This is a genomic window from Chthoniobacterales bacterium (assembly GCA_035274845.1).
GTDB lineage: Bacteria > Verrucomicrobiota > Verrucomicrobiia > Chthoniobacterales > UBA10450 > AV80.
Window position 1 is genome coordinate 163987 of record DATENU010000012.1, and the last position, 15583, is coordinate 179569.

14 protein-coding genes are annotated in these 15583 nt (G+C 58.8%); 9 read left to right on the forward strand and 5 right to left on the reverse strand.

Annotated features, from left to right (window positions below):
• The first annotated feature begins 31 nt into the window (after positions 1-31).
• Complete coding sequence (gene rarD / locus VJU77_08900) at positions 32-979, forward strand: EamA family transporter RarD (GenBank protein HKP03462.1); 948 nt, start codon at positions 32-34, stop codon at positions 977-979.
• Between the two features lie 155 nt (positions 980-1134).
• Positions 1135-1656 (forward strand): hypothetical protein, encoded by a 522-nt coding sequence (locus VJU77_08905; GenBank protein HKP03463.1) that lies wholly within the window; start codon positions 1135-1137, stop codon positions 1654-1656.
• Between the two features lie 142 nt (positions 1657-1798).
• On the opposite strand, the gene VJU77_08910 is transcribed toward VJU77_08905, so the two are convergent.
• From VJU77_08910 to VJU77_08930, 5 genes are all read right to left on the reverse strand, one after another.
• Positions 1799-2497, reverse strand: coding sequence for a glycosyltransferase family 2 protein (locus VJU77_08910; GenBank protein ID HKP03464.1), 699 nt, complete (start codon positions 2495-2497; stop codon positions 1799-1801).
• A gap of 2 nt (positions 2498-2499) precedes the next feature.
• On the reverse strand, positions 2500-3387 hold the full coding sequence (gene lipA / locus VJU77_08915) for a lipoyl synthase (protein HKP03465.1): 888 nt from the start codon (positions 3385-3387) through the stop codon (positions 2500-2502).
• Between the two features lie 605 nt (positions 3388-3992).
• Positions 3993-4598, reverse strand: coding sequence for a recombination mediator RecR (recR, locus tag VJU77_08920; protein HKP03466.1), 606 nt, complete (start codon positions 4596-4598; stop codon positions 3993-3995).
• A gap of 16 nt (positions 4599-4614) precedes the next feature.
• Positions 4615-5967, reverse strand: a complete 1353-nt coding sequence (locus VJU77_08925; protein ID HKP03467.1) for an adenylate/guanylate cyclase domain-containing protein — start codon at positions 5965-5967, stop codon at positions 4615-4617.
• A 13-nt stretch (positions 5968-5980) separates the two neighbouring features.
• Positions 5981-7576, reverse strand: coding sequence for an AAA family ATPase (locus VJU77_08930; GenBank protein ID HKP03468.1), 1596 nt, complete (start codon positions 7574-7576; stop codon positions 5981-5983).
• A gap of 201 nt (positions 7577-7777) precedes the next feature.
• On the opposite strand from VJU77_08930, the gene VJU77_08935 reads away from it, so the two are divergent.
• The 7 genes from VJU77_08935 (at position 7778) to VJU77_08965 (ending at position 15564) form a co-directional block, all read left to right on the forward strand.
• Positions 7778-8068 carry a hypothetical protein gene (locus tag VJU77_08935; protein HKP03469.1) on the forward strand — a complete coding sequence of 97 codons (291 nt, stop codon included), beginning with the start codon at positions 7778-7780 and terminating at the stop codon, positions 8066-8068.
• A 327-nt stretch (positions 8069-8395) separates the two neighbouring features.
• A complete protein-coding gene (locus tag VJU77_08940; protein ID HKP03470.1) occupies positions 8396-9325 on the forward strand; it encodes an RluA family pseudouridine synthase in 930 nt (309 codons plus the stop codon).
• A 388-nt stretch (positions 9326-9713) separates the two neighbouring features.
• Positions 9714-14234, forward strand: a complete 4521-nt coding sequence (locus tag VJU77_08945; GenBank protein ID HKP03471.1) for an RHS repeat-associated core domain-containing protein — start codon at positions 9714-9716, stop codon at positions 14232-14234.
• On the forward strand, positions 14231-14584 hold the full coding sequence (locus VJU77_08950; GenBank protein ID HKP03472.1) for a hypothetical protein: 354 nt from the start codon (positions 14231-14233) through the stop codon (positions 14582-14584). Before VJU77_08945 ends, VJU77_08950 begins: the two co-directional genes overlap by 4 nt.
• Positions 14585-14637: 53 nt before the next feature.
• Positions 14638-14844 (forward strand): hypothetical protein, encoded by a 207-nt coding sequence (locus VJU77_08955; GenBank protein HKP03473.1) that lies wholly within the window; start codon positions 14638-14640, stop codon positions 14842-14844.
• A 25-nt stretch (positions 14845-14869) separates the two neighbouring features.
• The gene (locus tag VJU77_08960) at positions 14870-15238 is read left to right on the forward strand and encodes a hypothetical protein (protein HKP03474.1); all 369 of its coding nucleotides are present in this window, start codon (positions 14870-14872) and stop codon (positions 15236-15238) included.
• Positions 15239-15318: 80 nt separating this feature from the next.
• Positions 15319-15564 carry a hypothetical protein gene (locus VJU77_08965; GenBank protein HKP03475.1) on the forward strand — a complete coding sequence of 82 codons (246 nt, stop codon included), beginning with the start codon at positions 15319-15321 and terminating at the stop codon, positions 15562-15564.
• Positions 15565-15583: the final 19 nt, after the last annotated feature.

The following is a 15583-nucleotide window of genomic DNA, read 5'->3' on the forward strand; positions in this document are numbered from 1 at the left end:
GCCTGGCCCAAGCGCCTCTACAATCTCACCGATGTCTTCTCCAACTAATGCCGGCGCAGCGCGCGAAGACCGGTCCGGACTCATCGCCGGCATCGCGGCCTTCGGCGCCTGGGGATTCATTCCGGTCTACTGGAAGCTTTTCACCAGCCTCTCGGCCTCCGAAATCCTGGCGCACCGCTTCGTTTGGACGACCGGTTTCCTCGTCGGATTGCTGAGTTGGCAAGGGCGTTGGCCTGAGGTTCGCGAGGCCATTCGATCGCGCCGGGCGCTGTTATACTGCCTCGCCAGCGGCCTCGCCATCTCCGTGAACTGGTTTTGCTTCATCTGGGCGGTGAACGTCGGACGCGTCATCGAAACGAGCCTCGGATATTTCATGACGCCGCTCATGAATGTCCTCCTGGGTGCGACGTTTCTGCGCGAGCGGCTCACCCGCCCGCAACTGATCTCGGTCCTGCTGGCGCTCGTCGGAGTCCTGAATCTCACGCTGGGCTACGGCCGCTTTCCCTGGCTCGCGCTCACCCTCTGCGTTTCGTTCGGCCTTTATGGATTGCTTCGAAAAAAATCCGGTGTGCGCCCGATCCCGGGCTTGTTTCTCGAAACGACCCTGCTTACTCCCGTCGCCGCGGCGTGGTTGCTTTACCTCCAATTTGCCGGCCATTCCGCGTTCAGCTCCAACGGTTGGTCGATGGCGGCGCTCCTCGTCAGCACCGGCATCGTCACCGGGGTCCCGCTGGTCTGGTTTGGCCATGCCGCTCGCCATCTCCGGCTCACCACCCTCGGCTTTCTCCAATACCTGGCGCCAAGCTTCAGCTTTTTCCTGGGCGTTTTCCTGTATCACGAACCTTTCACCCGGGCGCATCTGATCACGTTCACCTTCATCTGGGTCGCCCTGATCATATTTACCGCCGAAGCCATCTGGCGCTGGCGCTCCGACCGCGCAGAACCAATCGCCGAACCGGTAGCCCGCGCCGCGCATTAGGTGGATCGCGCGCTACGTCGCGCGATTTTTGGCGCGTTTAACTCTTTTCAGCAGCGAATTTCCACAGTGACGCTGCACTCATCGAGCGACGTAGCGCTCGATCCACCTTGCCCTACCAATTACGGCCGTCCGCGATTACCGTAGACGCCGCAGCCATGACTGAAGACGATTTCCAATATGCGATCGAAAACACGCGCGTCATCGTGGCGCCGCAACAGCAGATCGCCAGCTTTGGCAGCACCAGTTTCCGGTTCTACCTGATCTCGGAATTGATGGATCGAGTGAACGAAATCCGGGTGCGCGACGGACGGATCCACGCCGAGCGTCCGCAGATTCTCACTCCCGACCATTACTGCCGGCTGCTCCTGGAAGGGTTTGGCGAAAAGGCCGAAAAATATGTCGAGCAACTCCGGGAACGCACCCGCAACATGGCGGTGCTCCGCTACGGATTTCAATTCCGCAAGACCGATGTCGTGGAAAACACCGTCCGCGACAGCATGGATGCAGTCGTCGAACGAACGAGGCGGCAGATCGAACATTCCAACGAACCGCTCAGCGCCGTCATCCAGGGCGTGGACGATGCCTGGGAAGTTTGCTTGCTGAAATTCACAATCGATCTCATCGAACGCTCCAGCGGCGGAAACATGGGCGATTTCCGCCGGCGCGGGCTGGTTTGACCGCGCGGTTTCTAAGACAAGGAGCGGCGGTTTGAAACCGCCGTCTGGAATTAGCAGACAGCGTCGCTTGCCTTATGGGGTCGGCGGTGAAGACACCGCCGCTCCTTGAAGCCGATCGCGACTTACGCGGGATAGTCCGCCCCTACAGTTTTCGATACCGCCGCATCAGCTTGAAAAAGCGGAGGGTGTCTCGCACCGGATGAATGCTGCTGACTTCGTCGGAATATACCGTGGTGATGGGCACCGATTCGATCCGGCAGCCTTTGCGACTGGCGATGATCAGCATTTCGGTCTCGTAGTCGAAGCGATCCGCGCCACCCAGTAATTCCGGAATGACACTGCGGTGCACCATCCGAAACCCGCATTGCGTATCCGGAACATCCTGCCCGCAAACCCGGCTGATCTTGCGGCTCATGTATCGATTGACCGCGCGACGCAACCGCGGCATGTCGCGCACGTCGTTCATCCGCGTCCCAATCAGGAGTCCGGCGGACGTGGCCGCGGCCGCGGCCAGGAACCGTTCGATTTCCTCGGGTAAATGCTGGCCGTCCCCGTCCAGGATCATCACATATTCGTATCCACGCTCGAGCCAGTGGCGCAGGCCGGTCTTGATCGACTCGCCCTTGCCGCGGTTCTGCTCGTGCACAATGACTTGGGCGCCGCTGGCCCGCGCGTTTTCCGCGGTCGCATCCGGGGAGCCGTCATCCACCACCAGGACTTGATCGAGTTGCGCCAGGGTTCGCCGGGCTACGTCACCGACGTGCTTCTCTTCCAGGTAAGCGGGAATGATCGCCGCGACCGTGGTCCGATTGATGGCAACGCCTTCCGAAAGCGCCGCCATTTTCAGCGAACGACCGGGTGGAAATCGGCCGCGTGATACGAGCTGCGGACGAGCGGACCCGAAGCGACGTGCGCGAACCCTTTGGCGCGCGCGATTTCACCGTAAGCCTCAAAGCGCTCCGGGGAAACGAACTCGACCACCGGGAGATGCTGCGGAGTCGGGCGGAGGTATTGGCCAAGAGTGAGCACCTGGCAGCCGATCTCGCGCAAATCGTCCATCGTTTCGAAAAGCTCCGGCTCCCGTTCGCCGAGGCCAAGCATCACTCCGCTTTTCGTCACGATCTTCGGCGCAAGCTCCTTCGCTTTTCGCAACACCTCGAGCGACGTCCGATATTTTGCCCGCGAACGCACCACCGGCGTCAGCCGTTCCACCGTCTCCAGGTTATGATTGAAAATATCCGGACCGGCCTCGAGCACGGTCTGGATCGGCTCGCCCTCAGCATGAAAATCGGGGACCAGCACTTCGACAATCACCGACGCGTCCATCTCGCGGATCGCCTGGATCGTCCGCGCGAAATGGTTCGCGCCGCCATCCTTCAGATCGTCCCGAGCCACGGCGGTAATCACGACATGCTTCAAACCCATCCGCCGCACGGCCTCCGCGACACGCGCCGGTTCGTCCTCTTCGAGCGCAAACGGCTTCGCGGTGGTCACCGCGCAAAAGCCGCAGGCGCGGGTGCAACGGTCGCCGGCGATCATCATGGTCGCGGTCCCCTGGCTCCAGCACTCCCAGCGATTCGGGCACTGCGCGCTTTCGCAGACGGTATGAAGACGCAAATCGGAAATCAGCGCCTTGGTCGAAAAGAAGACCGGGTTCGACGGCAAGCGCACCTTGATCCAGGGCGGCTTTTGCGCCTGGTGCAGGGCCGGATCGATCTTCGCGCAGGACATGGGGAAAGAAAGAGTGACATGTGACGAGTGACAAGTGACAAGTTCGACTCTCGCCGCGTCCCCTCACGTCACATGTCACACGTCACTTTCTTCAAAGCCTTGTCCCGTCCCGAGGTAGCGGGGCTGCGAGTCGAGGGTGGTTGAACTCAACGACAATTTCCGGGTCGATGAAAGGTAATCGGCGTCTTTACCGGACTCCGCGTATGGGGCTTAAAGCGCCATTTCCGAAAGGCAGCAAGGGCCTCCGCGTCACAACGAGGATATCCGGTGCTCTCCAACATGCGGGCGGACGTGACCTTTCCTGTATTGTAGTCGACGTCCATCAAGACGAGGCCACTGCCATGTCCGTAATCAGCCGGTAGAATTTTAGGGAACTTCGCGGATGGCTGCCCGTATGCCGACGCGCCAAGAATTATCGCCAGGATGATTGAGATGAGTTTTGACGCTGCGTTCATGAGTGGGGCTCTCTAATCCATCTGGGGAAAACGACGAATGATCGCAGGCCGGCGAGTTGGTGGCAACGGCGCTCTGATTGTGACAAGTGACAAGTTCGACTCTCGCCGCGTCCCCTCACTTCACATGTCACACGTCACTCGTCACTTCATTCAAAGCTTCGTTCGCCCGGACAAAGCTTGATACAGCGTCAACTCATCCGCGGACTCCAATCCCCCGCCCGCGGGAAGACCGTGCGCAATCCGGGTCAACGTTACCGGAAACGGCTTGAGCAATTCGACCAGGTAATTTGTCGTCGCTTCGCCTTCCACATCGGCGGACAGGGCCAGGATGATCTCCGAGAATTTTTCAGCTTCCACCCGGGCCAGCAATTCCTTGATCCGCAAATCGTCCGGACCGACATGGTCGAGCGGAGAAATCCGCCCGCCCAGCGCGTGGTAGCGCCCCCGAAACGCGCTCGTTTTTTCGAGCGGAAGAATATCCGTCGCCTGTTCCACGACACAAAGCAGGTCCGCCGCGCGGGTTGTGTCCGAGCAAATCCCGCACACTTCTTCCATGGTGAAAAATCCGCAGCGCGGACAGGGGCGGACCGTTTCCCGGGTCGTGGCGATCGCGCTCGAAATCTTTTCCGGCTGATCGCCACGCGCCTGGACAATCCAGAGCGCGATGCGTTCCGCGGAGCGCGGACCGATTCCCGGCATTTGCCGGAGCTGCGCGATCAAATCCCGGATCGCCGAGGGATATTCGGTCTTCCTCAAGGGCGGAGAAAAAACCTCACTCGTCTAGCGGCGTGTTGGTCAATTGGAGGGCGAGCGGCTCGAGCCGGCGGAGATACAACTGAAGCGGCCGATCCTCTTCTCCTTCGGGCCCACGGGCGTTTTGAAATTGCGAATACGCTTCGGCCCAGCGCTTTTCCCGGTAAAGGACCACGCCATTCCAGAAAGCGTCGCGCCGGGTAATGATCTCGCGCGAAGCGTTGAGGGCCAGGGCTACCGGCTCATAAATCTCATGCCGCTCGCGCACATCGACGCCGCTCAGGAAATCGATCGGGCGCGCCACGAGAATCTTGCTGGCCAGCTCAAATGTGCGCGGCCCGAGCAAAACGCGCGAGCCGTAAAAGCGATTGGCGATACAGAACCGTCGCGCCAATTCGACTGGCTCACCGGTCGCCAGCAGGTTGCGTTGCCCATTGTTTTTTACCGGCGCCATAATCATCGACCCGGAGCTGACCCCGGCGTGGAGTCCCGCGTTCCGGAGCGCGTCCACTTTGCTTGATTTGTTGGAGTCGGAAAACGACTGGGTGAGCGCCATCGCTTTGCGGGTCGCCTTTTCCGCGTGCTGCTTGTCGCTCTCCGGGTAACCGAAAATGGCGACGACCCCCTCGCCTCCCGCGGATTCGATGTAGGCGCCCTCCGCGCGCAACGCCTGGGTCACATGCGCGATGAATCTTTCCGTGATGTCGGCAAACATGGCCGGCTCGCATTCCTCCGCGATATCGTGCTTGTTCGCGAGATCGCACACCACCGCGGTCACTTCGCAAACTCGCGCGGCATCCGCGGAGCTGTCTCCGCGCCGGGCGCGGGCCCGCGGTTTTTCCACCACTTTTTCGACCACTCTTTCGGTGACCTTTTCCGGCTTTTCGGGCGCCACGGCCGGGACGAGCGCGATTGGCGCGGCGCGGGGCACCGGCGCCGGTTTGATTTTCGGCGGCCGCGAACGCCGTTCTTCGAGATAAGCGGTCAGTTTCTCCTGCAACCAGAGGTAAGCCGGCGGCGCGAGAAAACCGAGCACCACCGCTAACATCGGGGGGAATGGCTGAAAGAAGACCCGGAAGAGCGAACAAATCCACGCCACTCCCAACAGCTCAACGAGTAAAATCCCCACAATCCCGGCCATCCGCCCCAGCCGCGAGGTGGCCAGCGTCACGAGCGCGACTCCGATGGCCAGCAGGAAGGCGATGACGTACAGCCAGAGGTCCGGCACTTGTTGGGTCGTCTCTCCCCAGCGCGATACCAGATCGGCGAGCGCCCGCTCCGGCCCGGCCAGCCAGCCGCTCATGTGCAGGCCCACGATCAGGCCGCCCACGATCAGGCCAATGACAATTGCTGCGGTTAAATGCCGTTTCATTTAGGGACTGGTTTCAATTCTTTGCCGCGGACGCAAGTGGATAGTGTGATTGAACCACCAGTTCGCTCAAGAACTTATCGGGCGCATCAACCGCTTCCCGGCCCAGGGCGAACGTTTTTTGGCCGGTATTTTTTTGGATCAGGCTCAACCCAAACTGGTAATCTTTGAACAAATGGCCGCAGAGTTCCGCCATCGTCATCCGCTCGGCGTGGGCCCGCTCGATGAGCCGGGCGATCGCAGCGTCGTCGAAAACAATCTCCAGCCCGTGCGCACTCTCGAATCCTTCTGCGAAGATTCGCGCGTCGCGTTCAAGGGCCGCTTCCTCCTGCCGGTGCCCTTCCGCCCGCAACCGGTCGAGCACCTTCTTCGGCTCGCGCACCAGCTCGGCCGTGACGCGTAATTGGCTCAACCCCGAGCCCGCCAGGTAATATTTGTAATCGCGAAACAGCTTTTCCCAGACGGTAAGAAGACCGCGCGCCCCCGTTTTTTCCTTCGCGGCCGCTTCCGCCATCAAGCGGAGCGCTTCATCCTCGAAACTGATCTCGATCCCGTAGGCGCGAAACGCCCGCTCATATTGCCGGAGAATGCTCCCCTCCGAGAACTTCATGATCTGGAAAAGATCGTCCGCAATGAGTTCCTCGCAGACCACCCGCACCGGGAGCCGGCCAATAAATTCCGGCTCGAAGCCGTACTCGATGAAATCCTGCGTCTCCACGAACTGGAACAATTCGTTGTCCATCACCGGCCGCGGCTCGGTATTGAACCCGATCTGGCCCTGGGTGAGACGTCGCGCCAGTTGCTGCTTGAGCCGCTCGAACGCGCCGCTCACCACAAAAAGAATATGACGGGTGCTGATCGTTTCCCGCTTCGCTTTGCCGCCGCGCCGTTGGAATTCGAACGCCGCCTGGAGTTGCGCCTGCAAATCGTTCGCGCTCCGCACCGGCACTTCAGTTTCTTCCATTAACTTCAACAGCGTCGTCTGCACCCCGCGCCCGCTCACGTCGCGCCCCACCAGGTTCCCCGCCGCCGCGATCTTATCGATCTCGTCGATGTAAATGATGCCGAATTGCGCCAGCTCCACGTCCCCGTCGGCTTTATCTACCAGCTCGCGCACCAGATCTTCCACGTCGCCGCCCACGTAACCGGTCTCGCTGAACTTCGTCGCGTCCGCCTTCACAAACGGCACCTTGATCAGCTCCGCGATGTGCTTGATCAGGTACGTCTTCCCCACCCCCGTCGGGCCGACCAGGATGACGTTCTGCTTTGAATATTCCGTTTCCCCGGCCCGCGCGGCGTCCTCCGCTTCCAGCCGGCGCTGATAATTGACGTGGTTATAATGATCGCACACCGCGATTGAGAGCACCTTCTTCGCTTCGTCCTGTTTGATCACGAACCTGTCCAGGTGCGCCTTGATATCGCGCGGCAGAAAATCGAAAACGAACGGCTCCGTCGCGGGCGGCGCCTTCGGCTTTTCCTCCACGCTCGATTCCGCCAGCTCCGGCTCCGTGTAGGTCGCAAACGACACTTTATCGCCGAAATTCGTCTTCATGAATTCGGACAGCTTCGCCTTGAGTTCTTCAGGCGACGGAAACGGCGGATTTTGCGTCATCGAAACCGTAACCTAGCATCGGCATTTCGAGTGTAAACGGCGGCCGTCCCGGCCCCGCTCTTTCTCTTGCTCCTGCTTACTCTTCCTCCCCCTCGTTCTCGTCCTCGTTCTCGTCTCCGCATTCGAAATTCGAAATTTCCCCCTTCCCCCTGTTACCTTTCCCCGTTTGACCCCACCCCTCCGGAGCCGTATTTTCCTCTTATGAAACGGTTAATATTGGGTGCAGCGATTGGTGCCCTCACGCTCGGCTCGGCCGTGGCCGGCAAGCCGGTTGTGGAAGAGAAAACCCAGGCGGATAACGCCGATTACGAATACGTGACGGTTACCGGGTCGCATCTGAAACAGAAGATCCAGAAACGCAACATCATCACCACGACCAGGCACGGCAACGTCCTGACGATCGACCAGCGTGAGATGGAGCGGAACGGGAACGCCCCGATTGCGGATCAATTGAACCGCTATCCTGGCATCCAGATCAGCGGCCGGCACTAAGCGTAGTTGTAGCGTGCGCTGTCACCAGCGCATTAAAACGGCCTCCCCGAGGCCGTTGCCAGCCGTTTATTGCGTTGCAATCGGCACAATGGAGACGGCTCGCCACCGGGCCGTTGAGGGAAACCTCGTTTCTTCCTCCGCCCATTGGAGCCCGGTCGCCGCGGCGAGCCGTTGAGACAAGAGCTCCGCCTCGATTATTTGTTTCCCCCCCTCCGGCACGATGGCGTGCCGGCTCCAACCTCCCGCGCCTCTCGTCCCTCGTTCCCTGCCCGCAAATGCTAACAGCGTTGCACGGGGACTCTTCTCACGTCACATGTCACAGGTCACATGTCACTTTCCACGATTACGCTTCAGGTCGAAAAGCAATCCGCCGGTGCGCGCCTCGACCGTTTTCTCGCCCTGGCTCTCCCCGCCTTTTCCCGGGCCCGACTCCAAACCCTCATTCGCGACGGGTTCATTAAACTCAACGGCAAAATCCCCCGGCCGCGCGATCCCGTCCGTTCCGGCGACACCGTCGAACTGACCGAGCCCGAGATCGAGAAGGTCGAAGCGCTCCCGGAAACGATCCCGCTCGAGATCTTGTTTGAGGACGACGATCTCCTGGTCGTGAACAAGCCGGCCGGGCTCGTCGTCCATCCGGGCGCCGGACATCAGCGGCACACGTTGGTCAACGCTTTGCTGGCCCATTGCCAGAATCTTTCCGGGATCGGCGGGAAAGAACGGCCCGGGATCGTTCATCGTCTGGACAAGGAAACGAGCGGCTGCCTCGTCGTGGCCAAGAACGATGCCACCCACCGCGATCTTTCCCGGCAATTTGCCGCGCGCACCATGGGCAAAATTTATCTCGCGCTCGTCGCCGGCGTCCCGCGAAAACCGACCGGCGTGATCGATCTCGCCATTGCCCGGCACCCCGTCCACCGGCAGCGGATGGCCATCGCCCGCCGCCAGGGCCGCTCCGCGAAAACCGAATACCGCGTCATTTCAGCGGGACGCGTTTCCGCAGGTCCCGAATCGATCAGTTTGATCGAATGTACCCTCCACAGTGGCCGGACCCACCAGATCCGGGTCCACCTTCATCATCTCGGCCATCCGGTCTTGGGCGACAAACTGTACGGCGGCAAACGCGCCGGCGATTATCCCAGGCAAATGCTCCACGCCTCGAAACTCACCTTCACTCATCCGCGCCGGGGCGAAGTCATGACCTTCGAAGCCCCCCTCCCGCCCGATTTCGCCGACGCGATGCGGCAGGTTCGGTAGGCAATAGGGTGGATCGAGCGCTCCGCCGCTCGATTACATCTACCGACAAACATCGCGCGACGGAACGCGCGATCCAACTGTCAGTGGGCCGCGTCGAAGGCGGAAAAATGTGTTCGCGAATTTATTTTTCATCCGCTGACAAATTTTCTTGCTTCAATTCGGTGAAACAATAGAAAGAAGAACGAAGAGCGTTCCCCAGAACTTTCTTTCCCCCAAGAAATCAACCAATCCCCCAGACAGGTGGACAGCCGCTTTTGCGCTGTCCTCCGCGTTCCCCCCTATGAAATCCCCCCGCAAATCCAACAACATTGGAGCTCGCTTGCTCCGTCCCTTATCTCAACGCGCCACTCGGCGCCATCAAATCCTCGGTCTCTCCAGAATCGGAGCGATGGCTCTGCTGCTGCTTTCTTTGATTCACGTGGCGAGAGGTGAGTCTGTCACGCTCGACGATCATGGCACAGGCCCCTGTTGGTGGAACGACTATCCCAACCGCGGCGATACAATCACCATGCATCTGACGGTAGTCACCGGGAATGTCTGGAATCACGATGACACGAATCCCCTTCTCGATCTGCGGTTGTCGTACGACGGCGGCACTGAAGACATAGGTGGTTTTTACATTCCCCTCGGGGCCCCGGCGGGCACGGTCGTCGCCGATTTTGACTATACCCACGGCTATCCCTTCTGCTCGGTGCCTGCCGACAAAACTCATATCTTTGGATTTCCAAACGGAGTTTACATCTCTGACACCGGCAGAAGGCGAGGAGACGCAGCAGGATCCGGCCTGGTTATTACCTATACGAATTCGGGAGACTGTGGCCCCACCGGCGGTGGCTGTGGCATTGACAAGACCTCGCCTTCCCAAGTCTGGACTATTTGGGATGGTCCCGCCCATCCGACCCCGACGCCGTTACCGACCCCAAAGGCAAACACAAAGAAAAACGACAAGAAAGAAGGCGGTAACCAGAAGGGGCCGTGCCTGCACATGGCACGCTACAGCGTCCATTCCATGCTGGTTAGCCTGAACATCGTCGATACCCCATTGAACTATTCGCCGCCGCGCGGCGACGATATCGCCTTCACCGTCACTTACAATCAGAAGGAGAGCCAGCAGCCCGAAACATTCAATTACTCCAATCTCGGCCCAAAATGGACCTTCGACTGGCTCTCGTATGTGACCGATGACCCGAACGCGCAGTTTCCGCTCGTATCTCTCTATATGTCCGGCGGCGGAGCTGAGATTTACCCCATTGCAGCGGACACGCTAACATTCGCGCCTGATCCTCAAAGTCATGCCGTGCTCGTGAAAACGGGGCCGGACAGTTATGAGAGGCGCTCGCCGGATGGGTCGAAACAGATTTACGGCTTGAGCGACAGCGAGACGTCATATCCGAGACGAATCTTCATGACCAAAATCATCGATTCGATCGGCAATACGGTCAGCGTCGGTTACGACGCCAGTTTTCGCGTGACCACGATCGCGGATTCCCTCGGGCAAATAACAACAATCTCCTATCAGCTAGCGGGCGATCCGCTCAAGATCACGAAAGTTACCGATCCATTTGGCCGCTTCGCCACTTTTCAATACGCGGCCGGCAAACTCACTACCATCACGGACCGGATTGGTATCCAGTCGCAATTTACCTATCTCGCAGGCACTGATTCCATCGATTCATTAACCACCCCGTACGGCACCACCACGTTCGTCAGTGGCGAGGACGGGATTAGCCGATGGATTGAAACGACCGATCCGCTCGGTGGAAAGGAGCGCGTCGAATATCGAGACCAAGCGCCCGGGATTGCCCCGAATGATCCGGTGGGGCCCACTGCCAGCGGAATCACGAACTCAGGTTTGGATTTCGCGAATACATTTTATTGGGACAAGAGGGCGATGCTGCTCGCGCCCGGCGATTATTCAAAGGCCAAAATTAGCCATTGGCTCTCCGACGCCGATGGCTCGGTTTCCGGCACTCTCTCCAGCGAAAAACTGCCGTTGGAAAACCGCGTCTGGTACACCTATGCGGGTCAACCCGATTATCAGCATACCGGGCCAAGCGCGAATCCGTCACAAATCGCGCGAGTCCTCGCAGACGGCAGCACTCAGCTTTCCCAATTCGAATACAACAGCCTCGGCAAACCCACGAAAACGGTCGATCCCGCGGGCCGCACGACGAGCTTCGTTTACGCCGCGAACAACATCGATTTGCTTGAGGTCCGCCAGACCACCGGCGCAAGCAACGAGCTCCAACGGAAGTTCACCTACAACGGATTGCATGAACCGCTCACGGAAACGGATGCCGCGGGCCAGGTCACTACTAGGACCTACAATGCTCAGGGACAATTGCTCACCAGCAAGAATGCCAGGAATGAAGTGACGACCTACGCTTACGGCGGCGCCGTGCCGGCTGGGTGCCTTGCTTCGATCACCAGCCCGTCTTTCAACGGCGTCTCAGCCGTGACCAATTTCACTTATGACAGCTTCAAACGCGTCCGCACCGTCACTGACACGGATAATTACACCGTCACCACCGTTTACGACAATTTCGACCGGAAAACGAAGGTCACCTACCCGGACAGCACGTTCGAGCAATTCCAATACACCGACAACGTAACGGGCACGATGACACTCGATCTGACCGGAAGCCGAGACCGCCGCGGTCTCTGGACTTACCAGCATTACAACGGCAACCAGCAGATGGATTCGATCACTGATCCGGCGAACCGAACCACTCTCTACAATTGGTGCACCTGCGGCGCCCTTGCCGGCATCACCGATCCCAAAGGCCAGACCACGACCTTTAACCGGGATATCCAGAGCCGGGTCTATCAAAAGGTCTTCCAGGATGGGACCACCATTGATTACCTCTACGACGGCCAGACCGCGCCGAACACGGCCGGCGCCACGAGCCGGCTCCAGTCGTTCACCGACGCCAAGAGCCAGCGCACCAACTATCTCTATTTTGCCGACGATACGGTTCGGCAAATCAGTTACACCAATCTCGCCGGTCAGCCGCTCTCCCCGCCCACACCGAGCGTCAACTACACCTACGATCCCAATTACAATCGGATCGCGACGATGGTCGATGGCGTCGGCACGACGACGTACGCCTATAACCCGGTCACCGTCCCGGCCGCGCTCGGCGCGGGTCAACTGGCCAGCGTCGACGGACCGCTCGCGAACGACACCATTACATTCGGCTACGACCAGCTTGGGCGTGTGACCAATCGCTCCATCAACGGAGCTGCCAACAGCGAAACCTGGACGTTCGATAATCTCGGGCGGGTGAGCACGGACGTAAACAAACTGGGCACGTTCAACCTGACTTACGTCGGGGTCACGAACCGGTTGAGCAAGGTCGCATATCCCGGCGGCGCCTCAGCCAATTACCTCTATTTCCCCAACAGCCAGGACAAACGGCTCCAGGAAATCAAAAACCTGAACGACGACAAACATCCAAAGAAACAGCTGATCTCGCAGTTCGACTACACCTACGACGCGGAAGGCCAGGTCACCAGCTGGACCAGGAATTTGCCGGATCTGCCGGTGATCTTGCGGGCCGACTTCGGCTATGACAATGCCGACCAGCTCGTCAGCGCCCCGCTTCGGAACGCGTCGAATAACACCCTGCTCATCCCGTACAGTTACGGTTACGATCTTGCCAGTAATCGGACCAGCGAAACGGTGGGCACAACTGCCACCATCTCGACGCCGAACAACGTCAACGAAATCATCAGCCAGAGCGGCGGCGTAAATCGGACGCTGACTTATGATCCAAATGGCAGCATCACCAGCGACGGTGGGACGAGAACGTTCGAATGGGACGGCGCGAATCGGCTCGTTGCCATCAATTACACCGGCCAAAACACCCGGAGCGAATTCTCCTACGACGGCCTGAACCGCGTCGCCAAGATCGTCGAGAAAACCGGCGGGACGATCAACTCAACCCGCAAGTTCGTCTGGTCCGGGCAGGAGAAATGCGAATTCCGCGACGCCAACGACGCCGTCACCCTGCGCGTCTACGCGCAAGGCCAGCACAACGGCACAACGCCGTCCTTCTTCACCCGCGATCACCTCGGCTCGGTACGCGAAGTGTTTACCGGCGGCGGCTCGGTAGCCGCGCAATACGAATACGATCCCTACGGCCGCACCGCCACGATTTCAGGGACAGCCTCCACCGACTTCGGTTTCACGGGACTATATCGGCACTCCCGGAGCAATCTCAACCTCGCGACCTATCGCGCCTATGACCCTGAGCTCGGCCGTTGGCTGAATCGGGACCCAATCGAGGAGGAAGGCGGGCCGAATCTTTACGCATATGTATCAGGCAATCCAGGTAGCGACATCGATCCATCGGGATTATTTGGCGCAAAGGAAGCCTATAATGACTGGCTAAACATCGCCGCGGCGGGACTAACGCGCGGCGGACTTACCGGTTACGCTCAAACCGAAATCGGAATTGCAGGAATGACGGCAATCGATTTTTGGGACGCACGAACCCTCGAAACGAATGCTGAGCGTTCGGGGGCGGCAGCCGGTGCCGGCTGCGTCGGCGACGCTTGGAAATACGGCGGCTTGGCGGCAGGTCAAATTTTATGGGCCTCGCTAGGGAGTTATGCGCTGAATAATGTCTTGCATCCCTTTTATCGCTTTCTTGGACCGGGTTCTAGAGCCGGTTTTGGCACTGGGACTTGGCTTACACGGGGCTTGATTGGCAAAATTCCTTTTGGCAGTATAGCGAACGCCAGATCCATGTTACAAATTCCAACGAAGTCAGCCGTAAATGAGGTGGTCGTCGCCAAGAATGTATGGTGGCGGTACATAGCGGGGCCGAGAGCGGCGACAAAATTTCCCAAATATGGCGTTGGAGGAGGTGCTGAGTATCGGGTAGGCGGCTGGCGAGGCGAATGAGCTCACAAGTTTCCCTCCCGATCGAAAAGCTTGCCCGCGACTTCAACTTGGAGGTTCACGGCAGTCCGTTTCATGCCGCCGAAGGACTTGAGCTTCGGAAGCAGAGCGAAGAGCCCGATATTCTCATTTGCGTCGGTTACATTCTAGGTCCGGACGAGACCGACATTTATCGAAGACTTGAAAGTAAAAAAGACATCTTCCGCCGCAATTGGCTTTCGTTTCTGTACGGTTGGTTGATTAAGCCACGTCCGCGGGACGCCCAGCATAGAACCTTACGGACAGTTCCCTCTTCTGAATTTACTGATCAGCTTTTCGTGACCATCGCGCGCGATGAATTCAAAAAAGAATAAATCGATTGAATTCGATTCTGCACCTATGATCGTATGATCGCTTTCTCGAACCTATGAGCGCCAAAGTTCTCTCCAGGGAGAAACCGGGGTATCAGTTCGCTTCGATTGTGTTGAATGACCGCAGGCGTTTCAAGGAAGTGGTGATCGTTGGCGGATACATTACCCGGATCAAAGATGTGAAAGGCATTCCGTTCTCCGAAGAAGAGATTCAGGACATAGTAGTCACGCACGACAAGTGGAATTTTGACATGAAACAGTGACTTGCTCCGGTCCCCCGGTCTCCCCATGAACAGACAGGCATTTGTAGAGCAACTACGAGAAACTGCCGAAGTTTTAGAGCAATACACAATGCGCGGTTCGCCCGGCACCAAACACTGGGATGGAACGGCCTATATTGAAGGCGACACGACGCCCTTTGAGCCTCAAGCACTGGCGTGGTGGTCGACACTGACAGCCGTCGCCGAGATGATCGATAATCAGGACACGCCGCTCAGCGAAAAACAGATCGCTTACCTGAATGGCCTCTTGTTTGGCGGGATGGGCAGCCTGAATGACCTAAGTATCTCAGCACAATCGACACGAGAACAGGATGAGTCGATTAACGCCCGGCTGGACCGCCAGAGGCACCGATTATTCGCCAGCTTCAAAGAGTGACATCATTCCTCCCAGCAATCTTCCCGAGTCGACTCGGCCGAGTGGCGTATTCCACAAGACTGGTCGGATGCCTCGGTCTCGTGGCCTTCGTTTATTACCGTCGCGGGCTCACCGATGATGTTGCCAACGCGATTATGCTGCTCGCCTGGATTTACATTGCATTTTTCGTCGTCCTGCCTCGTGCCCGCGAGTGCGGCCTGCCGTTTCTTTATGCAATTCTCGCATTAGTGCCGCTGTTCTTTCCGTTTCTGGCCGTCGCGCTGATGTTTCGCCCGGCGGAGCACCGTTTCTCAAACCCCCGTGAAGACGGAAATCTCAATCCCTAATACTGGCTTCGGACGGCGC